Genomic DNA, 22,159 nt, shown 5'->3' with positions numbered 1-22,159 from the left:
GTCAGGGCAGCAGGCCGTGGTTGCGTGCCTCGAAGATCGCTTCGGCCTTGGAGGTGACCTTGAGTTTGCTGTAGATGCGGCGCACGAAGGTCTTGACCGTGAAGTGCGACAGTTGCATGAGGCCCGCGATCTCCTGCACGGTGAAGCCCTTCGTGATGTAGTCCAGCACTTCCTTCTCGCGCTGGGACAGCTGGGGCGTTTCGTCGCCCGGCGCTTCGTCGCCCGGCGTTTCGCCGCCCGGCATGGCGGTGCCGGGCGCCGATGCCGGCGCCGCGTTGCGGAAGCGGGCAAGCACCTGGCGCGCGATGATGGGGCTGATCGGGCTGCCGCCGCCCGCCAGGCTGCGGATTTCGTCGCCCATGCGCGCCGGCGAGCTGTCTTTCAGCAGGTAGCCGGCCGCGCCGGCCTCGATCGAGCGCATGACGTGGGTCTCGTCGCCGAAATTGGTGCTGACCATGATGCTGCAGCTGGGCCACTGGCGCGCGGCAGCGCGGATCACGGCGATTCCCGAGCCGTCCGGCAGGCCCAGGTCGACCAGCAGCACGTCGGCCGGCGGGCCCAGCAGCATGGCCAGGCCGTCCGCCTGCGTGCCGGCCAGGCCCACGAGGCGCATGTCCGGCGCGCCCTCGATCACGGCGCCCAGTGCGCGGCTGAAGTCGGGGTCGTCCTCGACGATGGCGACGTGGATCGGGGACGGGGACGAACGGTCTGCTTGCTTCATGGACATATTGTACGACGGCGGCCGGGACGGGAAAGGGCGGCTGATGCGGTGTAGTACTTTTGTGCTACATACAGCGACATTTATTGTGCCTACGATATTGCCTGTTTACAACGCGCGGCCTTCCGGCCCACTGCCCACCCGAATGTCCGTCGACCTCGATCCCGGCCGGCTGTGCCGCCAGTTTCCATTCCCACTGCTCACCCTTGCCCTGATCGGGCTGTCTCATGGCGCGGCGATCGCTCAACAACAGGTACCGCAGGCGCCGCAAGTGACGCCGCGCGACCTGCGCCCGGAGGCGCCGGTCCAGCCGCCGCTCGCCTTGCCGCCGCAGCCGCTGCGCTCGGCGCCGCCGCCCAATGCGGACAAGCTGTTCGTGCGCCTGGGCGAGGTACGCGTGCAGGACGGGTTCGACGGGTTCGCGGACCCGACCGAGCGCCTGGTCGCGCCGCTGCGCGGCCAGCGTATTTCCGTGGCCGACCTGTACGCGCTGGGCGACGCCATCGAGGCGCTGTACAGGGACGCCGGGTATCCGCTGGTACGCGTCGTGATCCCGCCGCAGTCGGTGGCGGACGATGCCGCAGTGCGGATCACGGTGCTCGACGGCTTCATCGAAAGCCTGAACCTGGACGCCGTTCCCGCCCACGCCCGCAAGGCGGTCGCCAGGGCATTGCAGCCGCTGGTCGGGCGGCGCCATCTGCGCGACGAGGAACTGGAGCGCGCACTCACGCTGGCGGGCCGCGGCCCGGGCCTCGGGCTGCGCAGCGCGCTGGGCGCGGGGCGCGAAACCGGCGGCACCGTGCTCGTGCTGCAAGGGAACCTGGTGCCGCTGGCGGCCAGCGTCTCGTCCGACAATCGCCAGTCCGACGCCATCGGTCCCTGGGCGTTCACGGCGCAGGTGCGCGCCAACCAGCCGCTCGGCCTGGGTGAACAGGCATACCTGTACGTGTCCGGCGGCTACCCGCTGGGCACGGCCTTCCATGCCGATGCGCGGCGCCGTGTGGCGGGCGGGGGCTTGATCGTGCCGCTGCTGGACAATGGCCTCAGCCTGAATCCCGAACTCACCGTGTCGGACACGCGGCCGCGCGCGCCGATCGTGCCCCTGGCGTCGCGCAGCCAGTTGAAGCGCTGGTCGCTGCGCCTGATCTATCCGGCCATCGTCACGCGGTCGCAGGAGCTGACCCTGACCGGCGTTGTGGAAGCGAGCCGCCAGAGCGATTCGCTGCCGTTCTTCCAGTTCACGCAAGACCTCGACCGGTTGCGCGTCGCCCGTTTTTCCGCCGACTGGAGCGGCGCCGCCGCCGGCGGCCAGGCGCGCGCCGGCGCCACGCTGTCGCAAGGCACGGGCCGCTTCGGCGGGCGCGGGAGTGCCGAGATCGACGAGACCGGCCTGCCGATGTCGCGCCCCGGCGCCACGGCGGCCTTCACCAAGGTGGAAGCGAACGCAAGCTACGACGCGCCGCTGGAATGGGGCCTGCAGGGCCACACGGTACTGCGGGCGCAGAAGGCGATGCGCGGCGTGCTGCCCAGCGCGGAGATCTTCGGCATGGATGGCGAGGACGGCTTGTCCGCGCTGACGGCCGGCGCGCTGTCCGACGACGGCGGCTGGGTGCTGCGCCAGGAAGTGGCCCGTCTATGGGCCTTGCCGGGCGCCGTCGCCGTCCTGCCGTATGGCTACTGGGCGTGCGCCCGCCCTTACACGCGCCTCCCCGGCGTCACGGCGCAGAGCCATGCCACCTCGTGGGGGGGCGGCCTGCGTTCCGGCTGGCGCGACGTCAGCCTGTCCGCGGAATGGGGCCGCGCATCGATCACACCGAGCGGCCGCCACACGAGCCAGGCCTTCTTTAAAGCACAGGTGCAATTTTGAGAAAAAAAACCATCCTGCGCAGCTCGCGCGTACGGCGCGACATGGCCTGGCCGATGATGGTCGCGGCCAGCCTGCCGCTCGCCGCGCCGCTGCCCACGTATGCGCAAGCGCTGCCGACGGGAGCGACGGTCACGGCGGGCAAGGTCACCATCAACACGCCGAACGCGAACGCACTGGTCGTGCGCCAGGACTCGCAGCGCGGCGTCGTCAACTGGTCCTCGTTCAATATCGGACAGGGGAACACGGTCAGCTTCGTCCAGCCTGACGCCGGCGCGGCGACGCTGAACGTCGTCAAGGGCGCGACGCCGACCGACATCGCCGGCACCCTGAAGGCCAACGGCTCCGTGTTCCTGATCAACCAGAACGGCATTGCGATTTCGGCGACCGGCGTCGTCGACACGCGCGCCGGCTTCGTCGCATCCACGCTGGGGATGTCGGAAGACGACTTCATGGCGGGCCGCAACGTCTTCAGCGGCAAAGGGGGCGCCGTCGTCAACCGGGGCCGCATCGTCACGGGGCCGGGCGGTAACGTGGCGCTGCTCGGGTCCAGTGCCGGCAACGAAGGCGTGATCAGCGCGCCGCTGGGCAAGGTCGCGCTGGGCGCGGCGCAAGCGGCGACGCTGGACCTGTCCGGCGACGGCTATCTGCAGGTGCTGCTGCCGGCCGACGCGAAGAGCGCGGACGGGCAGGCGCTGGTGAGCAATCAAGGCGTGATCGAGGCGGACGGCGGCGTCGTGATGCTGAAGGCGTCCACCGTGAGCGACGCGTTGCGCGAAGCGGTGAACATGCCGGGCACGATCCGCGCGCGCACCGTGTCGGGCCACGACGGCGCGATCGTGCTGGAAGGGGGCGACGGCGGCGCGGTGCGCGTGTCCGGCACGCTCGACACGTCCGCCGCGCAAGGCGTGGCGGGGCGCATCGACGTCGGCGGCGCGCAGGTGGCGCTGGCCGGCGCTCGGCTCGATGCCACCGGGGCCGAGCGGGGTGGCCTCGTGCGCGTGGGCGGCACGTTCCAGGGCGGGAAGGCACAGCCGCCGGCGTCGGAGGATGCGCAGCGCTACGTCGGCCGCTTCGGCACGGCGGCCGCACCGGCCAATGCGTCCACGACGACCGTGGATGCGGCCAGCCGGATCGACGTGTCCGCGCACGGCGCGGCGGGCGAGGGCGGCACCGTCGTCGTGTGGAGCGACAAGGCGACGACCATGCAGGGCAGCATCGCGGCGGGCGGCGCCAAGGCCGCGGGTGCCGTGGAAGTGTCGTCGGCATCGACCGTGCAGTCGGTCGCGCTGAATCGCATCGCGCTCGGCAAGGGCGGCAAGCTGCTGCTCGACCCGCAGGACATCCAGATAGACGACGTGCCGGGCGGCGCCGCGGGCGATATCGGCTACGGCGACAATCCGGGCGGCGTGAGTCACCTGTACTCGGCCGACCTCGTGTCGCTGCTGGGAAGCGGCACGAGCGTGAGCCTGAAGGCCAGCCAGGACATCGAGTGGAACACCTTCAGCGCCGTCGTCACGCGTCCGTTCAACCAGGCCGCCGGTGCGTTGTCGCTGGCGGCCGGCCGCTCCGTCACCTTGAACGGCGTGTTCGGCACGGCCGATGCCGACTGGTCCATCGTCGCCAACGACACCGCGGCCCACGGCGTGGTGGACAGCGAGCGCGGCGCGGGCATGGCCCAGATCAACCTGGGCGGCGCGAACTTCATCAACAGCAACGGCAAGCTGACGTTGACGTTGTCCGACGGCGCCGGCAATACGGAGCGCGACGCGGGCGGCATCTTCCTGGGCAGCTACAGCGGCAACGGCTTGTCCGCCGCGATCGCGCCCGGCGCAACGAACGGCGGCCTGGCGCCTTACATCACGCTCACCGGCGACGTCACGGTCGCGGGCAACATCACGCTGACGGGCAACCTGAGCGTGTCGGCCGCATCGGCCACGCTGAGCGGCAACCGCGTGAACTGGACCACGGAAGCCACGGACGCGCTGCGCGGCGAAGGGGCGTTCAAGTTCGTCGAGAACGGGACCATCACACGCTTCGGCCAGTTGAACGGCGGGCAGGCCACGCGCCTGGCGCTGGGCGACGGCATCAATGCGGGCACGAGCCGCGTGTACGGCGATGCCGACCCGGACGCGGCGTCCCTGGGCACGCCGCTGCTGCACGTGACGTCGGGCACGGCACCCGACGCAATGGGCGACATCCTGGCCGCGGGCTCGCTGGCGGCCAGCGGTCCCGGTGTCACGGCCAACGCGGGCAGCCATACCTTGACCCTTGGCGGCACTGCCGGCCTGGCGTTCAACGGCGGCCTGTCCGGCGGCTACTTCATCGACATGACGCCGGTCGCGATCCCGTTGACCGTCACGCGCCGCACCGTCACCGCGAACGTGGGCGCGGTGCAGGGCACGTACGGCACGGCGGCGTCCGTCGTCACGCTGTCCAACGTCGTGAACAACGACACGCTGTCCGTGCTCGGCACGCTGAACGGCGGCGCCGGGCAGGTGCTGAATGCCGTCGGCGCCGGCTACGGCTTCAGCGACCGGACGGCGGCAGGCACCTGGCCGTACGCGGTGACGGGCCTGTCCGGCGCCGCCGCCGGCAACTACACGCTGGCGCCCGGTTCCTGGACCGGCACCTTGGCCGTCGCGCCGAAGACGGTGACCTACGACACGTTCCACAGCCCGACGCTGGTCTATGGCGACACGGGCTACGAATCGGCCAGCCTCAACGGCGTGCTGGCCGGCGACACGGTCGCGCCGGTGCCGGCCGTCATGTCCGGCGGCGTGGCCGTGCCCGCGGGGCGCCTCAAGGTCGGCAGCTACGACTACGTCGTCGCCGGCTTGAGCGGGGCGGATGCGGCGAACTACCGCATCGCCGCCAGCGGCAACCTGGACACGCCGTTCACCGTCACGCCGCGCGTGCTGGACTACGCCGTCGCCGCCGCCGGCAGCACGTACGGTTCGCCGGCCGCGCTGGGTGCCGTGACCTTCAACAACGTGCTGCCCGGGGACGCTGTCACGCCGGGTGCCGTCGGCATCGACGTCAACGGCGCGCGGTTGACGGGATCGACCACGGCCACCACCCCGGCCGGCACGTACACGCAATCCATCACGAGCGTGGCGGGCGCGGATGCGACCAACTACACGCTGGCCGGCTCGGCGCCCGGCGCGGCGATGGTCGTGGCGCGCAAGCCCGTGCATTGGGCCGGCACGAGCAGCACCCAGGAGTACGGCCAGGACTTGCCGGTGCCGGCGTTGACCGGCGTGATCAATGGCGACGACGTCGCCGGCGTCGCGCAGATCGTGCGCCAGACCGTGACGGGCGACCCGTCGCCTTCCGGCAAGCCGTCCGTGGGACAGTACGAGCTGGGACTCGGGCGACTGGGCGGAACGGGCGCCGGCAACTATATCCTCGACCTCTCCGGCAACCAGAACGCCGTGGTCACCGTGGCGCCAAAGGTCGTGACGTATGCGACCGGTTCGCTGAACGTGACCTATGGCGACGGCGGTGCGGTGCCCGGGTTGACGCTGAACGGCGTGCTCGCCGGCGACGTCTTCGATGTCCGGCCATACGTCCGCAACCTCACGGCGTTCGGCGCCACCGCGATCGACGCTCGCGCGCCGGCCGGCACGTACAGTGTGGAAGGGGTGTGGATCCCGCACAGCGGCGACAACTACGTCCTGAGCAACACCGGCAACACGAACGGCACGGTGACGATCGCGAAGCGCCCGGTCAGCTGGACCGTCGGCAGCGGTACGGCCTTGTACGGCAACGCCCCGGGCAATCCCGTCACGCTGACGGGCGCGCTGCCGGGCGACGACGTGGTGCCGCGAGTGCAGGCCCTGGACGGCCACGGCGCCGGCATCGCGCTGCCCGGCGTGGGCACGTACACGGCGGGCGTGACGGGCTTCGGCGGCGCGGCGGGCGGCAATTACGTGTCCGTCGCGACGGGCAACGTCACCGGCCAGCTGACGATTGCGCCCAAGCCTTTGAGCCTGGTCGTCAAGGACAGCCAGTCCGTGTACGGCACGTTGGGCGCGCCCGCCGTGGCGCTGGACGGCCTGGTGGGGAGCGATACGCTCGGCATTCACGCCCAGGTCTCGCTGTCGAAGAACGGGAGCGCGGTCGCGCTGAGCGACCGCACGCCGGCCGGCACCTACACCGTGCAGGCCACCGCGCAGGTGGACAGCAATCCGAACTACACGCTGCAGAACAATACCGGCACGGCCACCTTGACGGTCAAGCCGAAGGTGCTCACCTATACCGGTCCCACCGGCACGTACGAGTACGGCGCCGTCGTCAACGGCGTCGACCTGCACAACACGCTGAACGGCGTGCTTTCCGGCGACGACGTCACGTTGCCGATCATCCTGCAAGGCAGCTGGACCAATACCGTCGCCAAGCGCCAGGTCGGCGACTATCCGTTCCCCGTGTCGCTGATCCTCGGGCTGCAGGGCCGCGATGCGGGCAACTACAGCGTGACGAGCGTCGGCTCGTCAGATGGCCTGATCACCATCGTGCCCAAGACCATCAACTACAAGACCTGGTTCCTGGACAGCGCGACGCGCCAGTACGGCGACGTCAAAGGCCAGGTCGCCATCCAGTCGGACGTCATGGGCCTTGCGTTCGCGGACGACCGGGTGTCGCTGGGCGCCGCGTCGCTCGCGGGCGCCTCGTATTCCACCGGCGGCTACCTGAACGCCGGCACGTATGCGACGCAGGTCGCGGGCCTGTCCGGTCCGGACGCCGGCAACTACCGCCTGGCCACGACGGGCAACGAGATCGCCTTGCTGACCGTTGTGCCGCGCGCCGTGTCGCCGTCCTGGTCGCTGCTGTCGCAGGGCGGCATCGACATGGGGAGCAGCCAGGTCAACAGCGTGGTGTACGGCAGCAGCGGCGGCGCCCACCCGAGCATGACGGGCTTCACGCCGCTCGCCGGCGACAAGGTCTCGCTGTCGGCGCAGATCCAGCTGCCCGGCGGGCCCGCCGCGGCGCTCGCCGGCCAGCAGCCGGTCGGCAGCTACTTCGTCACCGCGGCCCTGGGCGGCCAGGATGCGGCCAACTACTATGTGCGCGACACGGGCGTGAACGGCGAAGTGGGGCGCATCGACGTCACGCCCCGCCCCGTGAGCGTGACCTACAAGGACTGGCAAGACACGTATGGCATCACGCCGCAGCCGTCCGCCTTGCTCAACGGCGTGCTGCCGGGGCAGGGCGTGCAGGCCGCCGGCCAGTTGCTGGACAGCGCCGGCAACGCCGTCGACGCCGGCTTCCACACGCCGGCAGGCAGCTACACGTACCAGGCGACAGGCCTCACCGGCAGCGCGGCGGGCAATTACACGCTCGTGCGCGACGCAACCAGCTGGCTCGATTCGGCCAGCGGCATGACGCTCACCGTCGGGCCGTCGAACACGGCCAAGGTCCAGGTGGACAAGGCGCGGCTGGCCGTGAGCTATACGGGGCCGACCGACATGGTCTACGGCACCAATCCGACCAGGCCGACCGTGACCGGATTCGTTCCCGGCGATGTGCAGGACTGGAGCCCCTGGCTCACCACGACCGCTTCCCCGACACCGGCCGACGTGGGCAAATCCTTCGATCCCAGGTGGAAGAATCACGTCCCGGCCGGCACCTATGACTTCAGCGTCCAGCTCAGCGACGCGCTCGCGAAGAACTATGAAGTGCCCGCGAAGTTGCCCGGCCTGACGGTGGCGCGGCGCGCGATCGGCGGCGCGGCGGCCGGCGCGTCCTTCGTGTACACGGACCTCAACGGGCTGTATGCCTGGCAGGCCTTGACGGGTACGCTCAGCGGCATCGTGCCCGGAGATGACCTGACGGTGAAGCAGGTCTATGTCGACGGCAAGGGCAGCCAGATCCAGCCGAACCTGTACACGGACGCGGGCACCTATCAGGTGCGCCTGGCGGACCTGGGCGGCACCGCCGCCGCCAACTACGTTCTCGACCCGGCACTGGTCAAGACGGCCTCCGTGGTCATCAAGCCCATGCCGCTGGACCTCCACCTGCCGGCGACGCAGACGTCGACCTATGGCAGCTCGCCCGTCTTCGCCGTCGCGGGCACCTATCCGAAGGACGCCGTGACGTACGTGATCTCCGGGGCCGGCCTGCCGGGCAAGGCGCTGACGGAGCAGGAACCGTCGATCGGCAACGGCTTCAACCGCACGCTGGTGCTGGACCAGCTGGTGGATGCGGGCGAGTATGCCTACACGATCAGCCTGGGAGGTGCCAAGCCCGGCAACTACGTCCTGACCGGCGCGACGGGCGGCACGTGGGCGGTCAAGCCCAAGACGCTGACCTGGACCGTTTCCGCGGGCAGTGGCCAGTACGGCTACTACAAGGATTGCGACGGTTTCAGCTGCACGTCCCTCGTGCCGGGCGTCGACATCGGCAAGCCGGTCTACAACGGCGTCATTCCCGGCGACGACGTGGGAGGCTCGGTCGTGCTGCTGGACCTCAAAGGCGCGCCGATGACGGTCGATGCGAAGACGCCGGTCGGCAAGTACTTCGAAGTCGTGTCCGGCCTGACCGGCGCGCAGGCGAAGAACTACACGCTGGCGACGAGCGGCAACCTGCCCGGCACCTTGACCATCAATCCGCTCTACCTGCGCTATTCGACCGCGAGCAGCGTCGTCATCGAAGGCCAGGGCCAGATCGGCGATGCCGGCAAGGCGACCTTGCAGACGATCGGCGGCGTGCCGCTGCCGAACGGCGACACCATGCCCGACGCGGCGGTCGCCATCTACGTGCCGGCGCCGGCGGACGGGTACGCGCGGCTGGGCACGGCGCTGGAGGAGGGCCGGTATTACTACGAGGCGATCGGGCTGACCGGCCAGTACGCAGGCAACTACCGGCTGCTCCCGGTGCAGAATCACGGGCGCTACAACATCCCCGTCACCCTGAACGACCTCGGCGCTCTCGACGTGTACAAGGACAGCCGCTTCGGCCTCCCGTTCGTGGCGGCCAAGGACTTGCCGGCGCTGCCGGTGGTAACGCCGCCCGATCCGTCGAACTTTGCGGAGACCTATCAGGCCGGCGGCGCCCAGTTCGCGGAGCAGCCGGGCGGCTCCGGCTTCAAGCGCACGACGGGCCACGAAAACAGGCCGACGCCCGATTACGACCGCCCCGTCACCGGTAGCGGCAGCGTCTTCGAAACCCATGTCGGTCCGGGCGGCGTCAGCGCCGCGGTCGGCGGCGCGGCCGGGACGGACCTCGCGAGCGGCACGGTCGACGTCAATGCGCAGGCCAGCGGCGTCGCCACGGCACTCGCATCGTTCGGCGTGAGCGGCGTGACCGTCAGCGCGACGGCGGACGGGCACGTCGACATCACGATCAGCAGCGGTCCCGTGGAAGCCAGCGTCGGCGCGCAGGCCGAAACGGGCGTGCAGATGAAGCTCGGCAGGACCGGCGTCAAGATCGAGGCCGATGCCACGGCCGGTGCCTATGCCAGCGCCGGCGTCCACGGCGGCCTGGGCGGCGGCCTGGACGGCAACGTGAACCTGACGTCCGGCACGTTCGCGTATGCGACGACCAGCTACAACTACGGCGTCACGAACGGCGTGCTGACCATGACGACGGGCGCGCATGCTGGCGTGGGCGCGTCGACGGGCGTCAGCGGCGGCTTCTCGGGCGAGGCGGGCGCGGTGCAGGGCGGCGCGACGGTGTACTCGCCGGGCTCGGTCGGCGGCAACTTCACCGTCGGTGCTGGTTATTCGAACGGCGTCATCGAGGTCAGCCTCGACCTGGGCGCGCAGATCGGCATCGGCGGCCTGGAACTGAAGCTGAATTTCGGCGTCGACGTGGGCAAGGTCGGGCAGGTGTTCTCGGACCTGGCCCGCGGCGGCGGTCCGGACATCTACGAGCGCCAGCGCGACGCCGACAGCCACGCGCTGAGCCTCGCGAACGATCCGGCCGCGCGCTTCGCCTACCTGAGCGGCAACGCGGACTGGAACCACGACGGCGACGGCAGCCGCGACAACGCCGTCTTCCTGCAGCAGTACACGGACATGCTGAAGGCGACGGCGAAGATGGTGACGGACCAGCAGACCTGGCAGAAGACGTTCCTCAACCTGCTGCAGACGGATCCGGCCAAGGCCGTCGCGTTCTCGCGCGCCAAGCCGGACTTCACGCGCCAGTATTGGGATGTGAACATGCAGGCGGGGCGCCTGGGCGTGCGGCTGCGTGTGGAGGACGGCCAGCTCGTGTATGCGAACCTACCGCGATAGAGGAACAATAATGAGACGTTTGAGATGTGTAACGCGCGGTCTGCTCGCCTGTGCGCTGGCGTGGCCGGTGGCGGCAACGTGCGCCACCAAGGGTGACGAGATTGCGCTGACGGGCCAGCCGCGCTCGTGGGACGTGCAGGGCGTCCCGTTCGAAGCCGACGGCTTCCAGGGCGCCCGCTGGGGCATGACCATGGACGAGGTGAAGGCTGCCATCGCGACCGCGTGGCCGGATGCGCTGGCGACGGCCAAGGTGCAGGTCGACGATGCCGCACGCACGACCGCGCTGGCCGTCACGGTGCCCACGCTGGCGCCGGGACCGGGGCCGGCGCAAGTCAGCTACGTGTTCGGCGCCGCCAGCCACCGCCTGGTCGCGGTCCACCAGACCTGGACCCTCCCCGGCAATCCGGACGCCGTGCAGCGCGCGGCATTGCTGCGCGCCGCCACGACCTTGGCGAGCGACCTGGTGGGCTACCAGTGGCCGGACTTCGCGACGACGCGTGGCCGCGTGACGGCGCCGGGCGAACTGATCCTGTTCGCCGGCCGCGACTTCCACGGCGGCGGTGTCGAGATCCGCGTGGGCGGCGTCGCGCTGGACGTCGAATTGCCTGGCGCGGTGCGCAAGCAGGAACATCGGGCGGCACCGGCCGGGCCGGCGCACCTGCGCAAATCGCTGGTCGCGGATATCGACCATCCGGACATCTACACCATCCCGCCCGGCGCCTTCTGAACTTTCAAGATCGGATACCCCATGTTTTCTTTGTTACGCAACACGAGTTTTGCCGGGACCATGCTGTGTGCCCTGGTCCCTGGCGTGTCCCATGCCGCCGACGTGCCGGGCGCGCCGGCCGCCAAGCCACTGCACGAGATCGCGGGCTTTCGCAGCGCGCGCTTCGGCATGAACGAGGACGAGGTGCGCGCCGCGGTGGCGCGCGACTTCAAGGACCAGGCGACCTTGCTGCAGACCGCGCGCCATCCCGATCCGCGCTACAGCATGCTCGTGTTGCCGCTGCCGTCGCTGGAACCGGGGCCCGGCGCGGCCGGCGTGACGTATCTGTTCGCCGGCCCGGAGCACAAGCTCGTGCAGGTCAACGTGCTGTGGAGCACCGGCGACAAGCCGGCCGAGGCGGACCGTACGCGCATCGTGACGGCGGGCGTGCAGTTGGCGGATTACTTCCGCGCGTTGCGTTGGCGCCCCGATGCGGCAACCATGGGCATGCCGCTCGGGGCGAACGGCCTGGTGCTGTTCAGCGGGATCGACCCGCACAAGGCGATGGTCGAAGTGACCGTCACCGGCGTGGCGCTGCGCGGCAGGGACGGGAAGGTTGCGCCCGTCGAAGGTCCGGCCAAGCTGCGCGTCGCGTATATGTCGAGCCTCGGCACGCCGGCCGGAAAATAGTCCGAGGGGAGCCTTTCGGCGGGCGGACGCACGGGGCCGTAAATACCCAAAAAGTCGTTTACTTGGTAGCGCTATCTCACTATAGTCCTGCCAGTCGCCGACGGACCCGCGTCGCCGCCCGTCCACCTGTCGAAAGGCCCTACCGTGATGAAGCTGAAACCGCTCCGTACCGCCATCCTCGCCGCTTGCACATCGCTCGCCGTGCTGCCCGCGGCCCACGCAGTGGAAGTGACGGAGATCGCGCGCTCCGGGCCGGGTTCGTTGAACCTCGTTGGCGGCGCCGGCGTGGCGGCGGTCGCGGTCGATGCCCATGACGACCCGCTGGTGGGCGTCGCGGCCCGCCTGTTCGCCGACGACGTCGAACGCGTGACGGGCAGGCGTCCCGTCATCGGTGCGAAGGCCGTGCGCGGGCGCCCGCTGATCGTCGCCGGCACCTTGGGACACAACGGGCTGATCGACGAGCTGGCCGCCAGGGGCAGGCTGAAGGACCTCGACAAGGTCCGCGGCCGCTGGGAGGCCACGGTGTCGCAGATGGTCGAGCGCCCGTTCCCCGGCGTGGAGCGCGCCTTCGTCATCGTGGGCAGCGATCGCCGCGGCGCCGCGTACGGATTGACGCAGTTGTCGGAACGGATCGGGGTATCGCCGTGGTACTGGTGGGCCGATGCGCCTGTCCGGCGCAGGACGGCGCTGGCGATTCGGTCGGGCACACCCGAGGCCACGGCGCCGGAAGTGAAATACCGCGGCATCTTCGTCAACGACGAGGACTGGGGCATGCATGCCTGGGCCAAACAGACGTTCGAGCCCGAGGCCGGCGGGATCGGCCCGAAGACCTACGAGAAGATCTTCGAACTCATGTTGCGCCTGCGCCTGAACACGATCTGGCCCGCCATGCATGAAGTCAGCCGGGAATTCCATGCCGTGCGCGAGAACGTCGTGCTGGCCGACAAATACGGCATCGTCGCGGGCGCATCGCATTGCGAGCCCATGTTGTACAACAACGTGAAGTGGAACCAGAAGACGCGCGGACCCTGGAATTACCTCACCAACCGCGACGCGATCTACAAGACCTGGGAAGAGCAGGCCACCACGCGCGGCGGCATGGAGGGCATGTGGACCCTCGGCATCCGCGGCATCCACGACCAGGGCATGCAGACGCCGCCCGGCGACATGCCGGGCAAGCTGAAACTGATGGGGGACGTGATCCGGGACCAGCGCAGCCTGATCCAGCGGCACGTGACGACGAAATGGGGCCCTGTCGCCCAGGCCTTCGTGCCGTACAAGGAAGTGCTGCCGATTTACGACGCCGGCCTGGCGCTGCCGGACGACGTGACGCTCGTGTGGACGGACGATAATTTCGGTTACATCCGGCGTCTGAGTTCACCCGACGAGCGCAAACGTGCGGGTGGCGCGGGCGTGTACTGGCACCTGTCCTACTACGGCGGGCCGCATTCCTACCTGTGGATCAATTCGACGGCGCCCGCGCTGCTGTGGGAAGAGCTGCACAAGGCGTGGGACAACGACGCGCGCACGATGTGGATGCTCAACGTGGGCGACCTGAAGCCGATGGAAATCGGCGTCGATTATTTCGCGCGCTTCGCGTGGAGCCCGACGGCGTTCGGGCCCGATTCCCAGCCCGCGTTCCTGCGATCGTTCGCGGCCGAGCATGTCGGCGACGCGCTGGCACCGGCCGTCGCCGATCTGCTGACGGAGTTTTACCGGCTTGGCACGATCCGCAAGCCCGAGCTGATGGTGCGCGCGTGGGCGCTTTCGCTGCCGCGCGAAGAGGCCGCCGAACTGGGCCGCAGCTATGCACGCCTCCTCGAGCAGGAGGCGACACTGGCCGCCAAGGTCCCCGCCGACAGGCGCGATGCGTACGTCGAAATGATCGGCTTCCCCGCGCGCGTGCTGGGCGCCACGGGCGCGATCTTCATGGCCGACCGCGCCGCCCGGCTTGGCGACGATCCCGCCGCGCAAGCCGCGGAGATCGCGCGCCAGCGGGCATTCCTCGAACGCGAAGTCGATGCGTACAACCACACGGTGGCCAACGGCAAGTGGAAGGGCATGATGCCGGGCCTCGTCACGGCGGACAACCTGATGGCCTGGAACAGCCAGGTGCGCTGGCCGTGGGGCGAGCCGGCGGGTGGCGGCGCGCCGGTGGCCCGGCCCGTTGACGAGGGACGTGTCTGGCGCGCGGCCGCCGACGCGGATCGTCAGTCGGCGCTCGGCGGCGCGCGCTGGACGCCCGTCGCGGGGCTCGGACGCACCGGACGCGCCGTCGCGCTGACGCCGGCCGGCCTCGAGTCGTCGTGGGCGGTCACGGACGACAAGGCGCCGGCGCTCGCATTCGATGTCCTGGCGGCCGCGCCCGGCGCCGGCGGGGACGTGCTGATCGACTTCATGCCGACCTTCCGCATCTACCCGGGCAGGAAGCTGCGTGTGGGCGTCAGCGTCGACGACGGGGCGCCACTCGTCGTCGACGTGCCCGGCTCGAGCGGCCAGGAGGACGAGTCGGGCGCCATCCGCCGCGAAGGTGTGCAGAACAATGTCGTGCGCGCGCGGGTGGCCATGCCGGCGCTCGCTGCCGGCCCGCACGTCGTGACGATCCGTGCCATCGATCCCGGCGTCGTCATCGACCGGGTCGCGCTGCCGGCGCCGGCGCCAAGCCGATAATATGATGTTGTTTATATGAGGAAAATAATAGTTCTACAATGAAACTAAAGGTGGCGCGGTGCTAAGATGAGGCCTGCTTCTTCGCGCGACCATGCAGATCTTCAATTTCATTCTCCTCGTCGGTGCCGTCACCGCGCTGCTGCTGGCGGCCGTTGCATGGCAGCGCCGTCATGCGCCCGGCGCGCCGGCGCTGCTGGCGATGCAGTTGTGCGCGGCCTGGTGGCTGACGTGCTATGCGCTGCCGTTCGCGCGATTCGTGCCCGAGGGCGGCCTGTTCCTGCGCATGCGCGTCATCTTCCCGGCCGTCGTCGCGATCGCCCCGATCACCTTGCTGTTCGTGCTGAGTTATACGCGCGGGACGAACGCATTCCGCCCGTCCCGGTTGCTGGCCCTCGCCAGCGTGCCGACCGTCGTGCTGGCGGTCGCGCTGTCGCCGCGGTACGACTGGTGCTTCGGCACCTGGCGCGGCGTGGCCACGGACAGCATTTTCCAGATGGGACCGCTGTTCTGGGTGCATTCGCTGTACAGCTATGCGCTGATCGCGAAATCCGTCCTCGCGCTGCTCGCCGCCTACGAACACGGCACGACGCAGGTCCGGCGCCAGACACGCATCCTGCTGGGCGCGCTGATCGTCCCCATTGTCTCCAACGTGACGTTCATTGCCGGCCTGTCGCCGCCGGACATCGACCCCACGCCGCTCGGCCTCGTCGCCAGCGGCGTCCTCGTCTCGCTGGCGATCTTCCGGCGCGGCCTGTTCGATCTCGTCTCGGTGGCGCGCGAGAAGATCAGCGAAGCGATCACGGACGGCTTCGTCGTCGTCGACGCGCAGCGGCATATCGTCGAAAGCAATGCGGCGATCTGGCGCATCTTCGACATCGAGCCGGCCGCGCAACCGGGCGAATTGCTCGGGGAGAGGATGGCGGAACTCGATGCGCACGTCGCCGGCGAGGGCTATGTCCCGACGACGGCGGAGTTCGTGCATGGCGCCGGCAGGCATCTCGAACTGCGCACGTTCGCGATCTGCGCCGACGACGGCGCGATCCTGGGCTACGTGCTGATCGTGCGCGACGTCACCGACGCGCGCACGACGTCGTTCGCGCTGGAACAGGCGAACAAGCAGCTGCGGGCGCAGCTGGACACCATCCGCTCGATGCAGGCGCAGTTGCAGGAACAGGTCATCCGCGACCCTCTGACGGGCCTGTACAACCGCCTCTACCTCGCGGACGCGCTCGCGCGCGAACTGACGTGGGCCGGCAGGACAGGGCGGTCGTTCGCCGTCGTGATGATCGACATCGACCACTTCAAGTCGGTCAACGACGACCACGGCCATGCGCTCGGCGACACCATGCTGCGCGCGCTCGGCGGCCTGCTGCGGCAGCAGGTCCGGCCGACGGATTCCCCATGCCGTTATGGCGGCGAGGAATTCGTCATCGTCATGCGCGACGTGACGCTCGACCAGGCCGTCGAGCGCATCGACGACGTGCGCCGCGCCTTCGCCGATCTGCGTTTTGCGTCGAACGGCACGGACATCGGCCGCACGTTCTCGGCGGGTGTCGCGCTGTATCCCGTGCACGGCAACGACGACGCGACGTTGCTCGCGGCGGCCGACGCGGCGCTGTATGCCGCCAAGGCCGCCGGGAGGAACCGGGTGTACGGGGCGACGGTGCCTGCGCCGGCATCGACCGCCTGATACCGTCAGCCCGGCCGCGCCCGCGCCGGGCCGCGGCCGGAACCCCCTGCGGGATCAGCGCCGGCGTGCCGCCGGTGCCCGCCACGCCACCAACGCCAGCATGGCCGCCAGCACCAGTGCCGCCGTCGACGGCTCAGGCACCGCCGTCACGCTGCCCAGCTGGCCCGCCGGTGCCGCGACGAGGACTTGGTTGCCGACGGGCGCATCCGGTTGCAGGAACAAGTCGCCCAGGTCGCCGTCCGCGCCCAGGTAATGCGTCGCGTCGAACAACGCCCAGCCGAACGTGGTGCCCGTGTCGCCGGGCGCCATCGTGAAGCCGACGTCGAAACTGAACTTGCCCCCGAGCTGGATGCCCTGGACCAGTTCGCCGCCGCCGGCCGCATTGGTGAACGTGAACGGGCCCGGCGTGCCGCCGGTGACGGCGCCCGTCAGGTCCGGCGCGCCGGCGAGCGCGCCGTTCAGGTTCCACACGGTGGCGGTGGCCGCGGGTGCGCCGTCCAGTCCCAGGAAATACAGGTCGAGGAATGCCGGGCCCGTGCCCAGCGACGCGGTGTCGACGTCGACGTGGTAGATCGGCATGGCCGCCGCCTGCGCGCAGGCGCCGATCATGGCGGCCGCGATGGCCAGCCGGGAGAAGGTGTGCTTGAAGTCGAGCATGGTGATGTCCTTTACTTGACGCTGAAGAGCAGGGGCGCATAGCCGATGCCCGTCTTGGATGGATTGGAGAACGTGGTCGTCAGCGTGACGCTCTGTCCCGGCGCGAGCGCGGAAGGCAGGGCGATGAACGGCACGCCGTTCTGCAGGCCCGTCGCGTTGTCCAGCGTGACGCCGGCCGTCAGGCTCTGCAGGCGCAGCTGCAGGGGCGCGGCCAGGGTCTGGCCGCTGGCGTTCGTGAGGGTCACGGTGCCCGTGTACTTGCCGGTGAAACGGTTCACCGTCAGGCCGGAACGGGAGATCGTGGCGTACGCGGTGACGTCGACGGATTTATCGATGGTGACCGTAACCGCGTGCGGCTGCTCCTTGTTGCCGGCCCAGTCGGTGCTCCAGTAGCTCACCGTGTGCGTGCCGCTGGTGGTCAGGGTGGCCGTGGTGCCGGTCTGCTGGGCGCCGCCGTCGACCGTGTAATAGGTCGCGGCGACGCCGGAGCCGCCCTGGTCGTCCGTCGCCGTGAAGGTGACGGTCGCATCCGTGGTCGCCACGCCCTGCGGCGCGGCGGCCGTGGTGACGGGCGGCGTCGCGTCGGCGCCGTGCAGCGTGCCGTGCAGGCGCACCTCGTTCATGTTGCCGAACCACGTGTTCGGGTTGTACACGCGGATGTAGCGATAAGGGACGAGGCTCGCGACGGGCAGCGCTTGCCAATCGGCCGTCGACTTCGCCGCCGGCGTCAACGTGGTCCAGACGGCGCCGTCGTTCGAACCCTGGAACACGGTCCCGTTGACGCGCGTGTAGTACTGGTCTTGCCGGGCGATGACTTCGGCGCCGGTCAGCGTGACTTGATTACCGGCCTTGAAGTCGAAGGTGATCCACGAACCCGTGCCCGAACCGGCCGAGCCGTTGCGGAAGTCCGAACCGGTGCCCAGGTTCGCGTCGAACAGCGCGTTCACGTTCGTCAGCGTCGTGGCGGCCGTACGGTTCGTCGTCGAGTCGATCAATGTCGCGATGGCGGGCACGTTCTTGATCGTGTCGCTCTCGTCGACGAGATTGAGCAGCGTGCCGTCCGTCGTCTCCGTGACTTCATAGCCGGTCTTGCCGTCCTGCGTGAGGTAGTCGATGGCGAACCTGACGGGGCCAGTCTGCGTGCCCTGGGGCAGCGTGACGGTGGCCGTGTAATTCAGGTTGTCCGCCGTGGTGAGCGCGGCCGGCAGGCCGGCGATGGTCACCGCCACGTTACCGATCGTTTCCTTCGCCGTGAAATTCAGCTTCACGGTATTGCCGGGGACGATGCGGTTGCGCAGCGCCTGCGCGGACGTAAGCGACGCGCTGGCGATGCGGTTCGTCGACGCGGTCACGCCGTACAGCCGCAACTCCGTCATGTTGCCGAACCACGCGCCCGCGTCGACCATGCGGATGTAGCGGTATGGCGTCGGGTCGGTGATCGTCAGGGTCTGCCAATCCGACGTGTTCGCGGTGGCGTTCGAGATCGTCGTCCACGTCGCATTGTCGTTAGAGCCCTGCACGACGGCGCCCGCGATGCGGCTGGCGTACTGGTTTTGCAGGCCGATGACCTCGACGCGGGTCAGCGCCGCGGTGCCGCCGCCGCGGAAGTCGAACATGAGCCAGCCGTTGTTGCCGCTGCCGTTCAGGCGCAGGTCCGTCGCCGTCGTCAGGTTGTTGTCGAACAGCCTGCCCGCGTTCGCCAGCGCGTCCGTCGCGTTGCGGCCGTTCGAATCCGTCACGGTCGCGATGTCGAACAGGTTGGCGATGTAGTTCGTCTGGTCGGCGATGAACAGCGACGTCGAATCCGTCGAGAACAGCACGGGTTCGGCGGGCGTGCCATCGGCAGTGTGGTAGTTGAGGAGGAACTTCACCGTGCCCGGCGCCGTCGTGGGCTTGATGAGTGCCGTCGCCGTCCAGTTCAGGTTGTCGCTCGTCGTGAGCGTGGCCGGCTCGCCCTGGAGCGTGGCGCTCACGGTGTTGATCGGTTCGGACGACTGGAACGAGAGCTTGATCGTATTGCCCGTCACGACACGGTTCTTCAGCGCCTGGTCGGACGTCAGCGATACGTTGGTCAGCTTGTTCACCGTTTCGTAGCGCGTGCCGAAGATCCTGAATTCGCCCATTTCGAGGATGTTATACGACGAGATCAGGTCGATCATCGAGATCTTGAAGAAGCGGTAGCGCTGGCTGCGCAGGTTGTCCGGCACGTTCAGCGTCTGCACGCCTTCGATTGCCTGGGTTTCGTCGGGCGTGATGCGCGTCCAGTTCTCGTTGTCGTTCGACCCGAAGATGGTCACGCCGCCCACGCGTTCCGGGAAGCTCGTGCGCGGCTGGATCTGGAATGCGTTCGCCGCCACCTTGAAGCTGGGGCCGAAGTCCAGGATCAGCGTGCGATTGCTGTCGCGCGCGATGGTGTAGGCGATGAACGAGTCCGTGTTGTTGTCGACGCCGTTGGCGGGCCAGTCGCCGAAGTTCGTCGCGAGGCGCGACTTGAAGAACAGGTTCGTATAGTCCATGCTGCCGTCCTTCAGCAGCGGGGTCAGTTCCTGCAGCCCGGTGACGGCGGTCCTGAGCGTCGCCAGCTTCTGGAAGTAGGTGGCGTCCGTGCTGGAACCGATCGTGTTTTCCATGTCCGCATACGCGTTGTCGTACGCGGTCTTCGTCGACGTGACGTACAGCGTGCCCGGCTTGAACGGCGCGGTGATGGCGCCCACGGTCGTCTGCCGGTCCGCACCGACGAAGATGGTGACCCGCTTGGTGGTAACGGTCGTGCCGTCCGACGCCTCGGCGATGAACGTGTAGGTGCCGGCCTGCGTCGGCTGCCACGAGAACGCGCCCGTGTTCGCATCGAACGTGGCGCCCTGCGGCAGGTTGTCCATGTTGTAGGTCACCACGTCGCCTGCGGCCGGGTCGGTCGCGGACAGGTCGATCGTGGTCGGGACGGTTGCGCCCGCATACGTGTACACGGTCATGTCGCCGCTGCCCGACTTGAAGACCGGTGGGCTGAGCAGCGTGTTGGACTGGACGTTGATGTGGTCGACGTCGACCGTCGTGCCGGCACCCGTGATGGTCAGCGGCAGGAAGTCGCCGAGGTTGACGGGTGCGACGACATAGCGCCACTGGCCCCGCGTGTTCGGCAGCGCGAGCGCATTGCCGTAGACGTCCATCGACGCCTGGCCATTGGTGCGGATGCGGAAACCGATGTTCGGCACGGCGGCACCGTTGTAGCTGTACACGGCATAGCGCGTGCCGTCCGTCGTGGCCGTGCTGCGCACGTACGACGTCGTGCCGTCGTTCTGCGCGACGGACTCGCCGGCAAGCGGCGTGAAGCGGTCTTCCACTTCACGGTACGGATCGACGATCGGGATGCCCAGGTATTTGCCGCCCTCCGCTTCGGCCGCTTTCGGAATCGTCAGCCAGAAATCGCCGCCGCCATCGGCGCCGTCCCAGTTGTAGGCCTTGCGCTTGGCGTAGATCGTCGTGTAGCCCGGCGCCACCTGTTCCAGGTCGATGCCGCGCACGTATTTGTAGTAGTAGAAGGCTTCCCACGTGTTCTGCGTGAGGCGGCCGCGATACGACTGCGACACGTTGGTGTACATCGCACGGATGCTGCCGTCCGGGTTGACGCTCATGGCGACGGGCACCCACGGGATCTCGTAGCCGATCATGAATTTGCCGAACAGCTCGTGGACGGCCAGCAGGCGGTCGTCCAGGAATTCGTACGGACCGACGGCGTTCGCTTCCGTCGACGGCGTACCCGTCTCCGGGTCGACCTTGGTACCCTGCGCCATCATCAGGCGTGCCAGGATTTCCGAGTTCGTGAGGTCGCCGGCGCCGTGGGCCTGGTCGCGTCCCATTTCGACGTGCTGGATTTGCGGGGCAATGGCTTCACCGGTCGCGTCGTTCTTCGTCACCAACCGGAACAACTGCTTGATCGAGCCCGTCCATGCGGGGTCGGGCGCGTCCTTGTTGACCATGAACCATTCGACGGCCTGGTTGTAGCCGTCGCGGTCGCCCATGAAGATCGAGCCGGACATCTTGGCGATCGTCGTGTACAGGTGCTGGTTCATGAACCGGCAGTTGCAGTTGTCGTCGGTCAGGATCACCGGCACGAAGAGGTTGGCCGACAATCGCTGGGTGTCGTCGTCCGTCCACGCGAGCGCAGGGTCCTGGGTGCTGGAATAGCGCAGGATTTCCGCTGCGCTCACCATGCGCTGCATCGGGATCCCGGTATGGATGTGCGCATCGGTGTAGTACGCGTACTTGGCCGGATCCATCTGCTCGTACAGGCGGATGATCCGCATGGCGTTGGCACGATAGACCGAGTCGCCCGTCACGTAGTACAGGATCGCCTGCGTGTAGGCGGTGAGCGCGTCCGCGATGAAGATGCCTTCGGCGCCCTGTGAATCGATCCCGTAGATGCGCGGTTTGGTCGGATCCGACCCGTTGACGTTCGAGATGCCCGGGGTGCGCGATGCCTTGCCCGACTTCAGCATCATGTTGAAGTGGGTGTTCCAGGGTTCCTTCTTCGCGAGCACTTCCGCCCGCATGTTTTCCAGCATGTCCTTCGTGAGCCCGACGCCCGGATGCCTGAAGCCGCTGGCGTCGACGGATTCGCTGATGACCGGCTGGTAGCTGGTGACCAGCGTATCGATCGGGTCGGCGGCAAGCGCGACCCGGGCCGGTACCAGCGTCGCGACGATACCGATCGCCAATGCCATGCACGCGATACGCCTGCACGCATGGTCCAATTTGAATGTACTCATGTTTGTCCCCTCATTGTTCGACCTCGCTATGGGTGTTGTTACCGATAACAAATCGCGCCGGAGACGGTGCGGACACGCAGGGCGCGGCGGCGCCGGCTGCGACCCGGCACCGGGTTCCAGCGGTATTCTTTGATGAAGTACGGTTGAATCCAAGGCATATC

The 22,159-nt window shown here is 68.7% G+C and carries 9 protein-coding genes; 6 read left to right on the top strand and 3 right to left on the bottom strand.

The window, feature by feature from the left end; translation table 11 throughout:
• Position 1 precedes the first annotated feature (1 nt).
• The gene (locus HAV22_RS01085; RefSeq protein WP_166855620.1) at positions 2-721 is read right to left on the bottom strand and encodes a response regulator transcription factor; all 720 of its coding nucleotides are present in this window, start codon (positions 719-721) and stop codon (positions 2-4) included.
• A gap of 142 nt (positions 722-863) precedes the next feature.
• Between HAV22_RS01085 and HAV22_RS01080 the strand changes: the two genes are divergently transcribed.
• The 6 genes from HAV22_RS01080 (at position 864) to HAV22_RS01055 (ending at position 16,575) form a co-directional block, all read left to right on the top strand.
• Positions 864-2,585, top strand: a complete 1,722-nt coding sequence (locus HAV22_RS01080) for a ShlB/FhaC/HecB family hemolysin secretion/activation protein (protein WP_166855618.1) — start codon at positions 864-866, stop codon at positions 2,583-2,585.
• Positions 2,582-10,819, top strand: coding sequence for a two-partner secretion domain-containing protein (locus HAV22_RS01075; RefSeq protein ID WP_166855616.1), 8,238 nt, complete (start codon positions 2,582-2,584; stop codon positions 10,817-10,819). The genes HAV22_RS01080 and HAV22_RS01075 overlap by 4 nt, the downstream gene beginning before the upstream one ends.
• 10 nt (positions 10,820-10,829) lie before the next feature.
• Positions 10,830-11,546: a hypothetical protein gene (locus HAV22_RS01070; protein WP_166855614.1), complete on the top strand. Its 717-nt coding sequence runs from the start codon at positions 10,830-10,832 to the stop codon at positions 11,544-11,546.
• Positions 11,547-11,567: 21 nt separating this feature from the next.
• Positions 11,568-12,215, top strand: a complete 648-nt coding sequence (locus tag HAV22_RS01065; protein WP_166855612.1) for a hypothetical protein — start codon at positions 11,568-11,570, stop codon at positions 12,213-12,215.
• A 147-nt stretch (positions 12,216-12,362) separates the two neighbouring features.
• Positions 12,363-14,885 (top strand): glycosyl hydrolase 115 family protein, encoded by a 2,523-nt coding sequence (locus HAV22_RS01060; RefSeq protein ID WP_229421031.1) that lies wholly within the window; start codon positions 12,363-12,365, stop codon positions 14,883-14,885.
• A 91-nt stretch (positions 14,886-14,976) separates the two neighbouring features.
• Positions 14,977-16,575 carry a histidine kinase N-terminal 7TM domain-containing diguanylate cyclase gene (locus HAV22_RS01055; protein WP_166855608.1) on the top strand — a complete coding sequence of 533 codons (1,599 nt, stop codon included), beginning with the start codon at positions 14,977-14,979 and terminating at the stop codon, positions 16,573-16,575.
• Between the two features lie 54 nt (positions 16,576-16,629).
• Here the strand turns inward: HAV22_RS01055 and HAV22_RS01050 are convergent, their stop codons facing one another.
• A complete protein-coding gene (locus HAV22_RS01050) occupies positions 16,630-17,232 on the bottom strand; it encodes an NF038129 family PEP-CTERM protein (RefSeq protein WP_166855606.1) in 603 nt (200 codons plus the stop codon).
• 11 nt (positions 17,233-17,243) lie between these two features.
• Positions 17,244-21,998 carry a discoidin domain-containing protein gene (locus tag HAV22_RS01045; protein WP_166855604.1) on the bottom strand — a complete coding sequence of 1,585 codons (4,755 nt, stop codon included), beginning with the start codon at positions 21,996-21,998 and terminating at the stop codon, positions 17,244-17,246.
• Positions 21,999-22,159: the final 161 nt, after the last annotated feature.

The organism is Telluria antibiotica, assembly GCF_011682055.1.
In the GTDB taxonomy this organism is placed as follows: domain Bacteria; phylum Pseudomonadota; class Gammaproteobacteria; order Burkholderiales; family Burkholderiaceae_D; genus Telluria; species Telluria antibiotica.
This window is presented reverse-complemented; position numbering and strand designations above follow the sequence as displayed.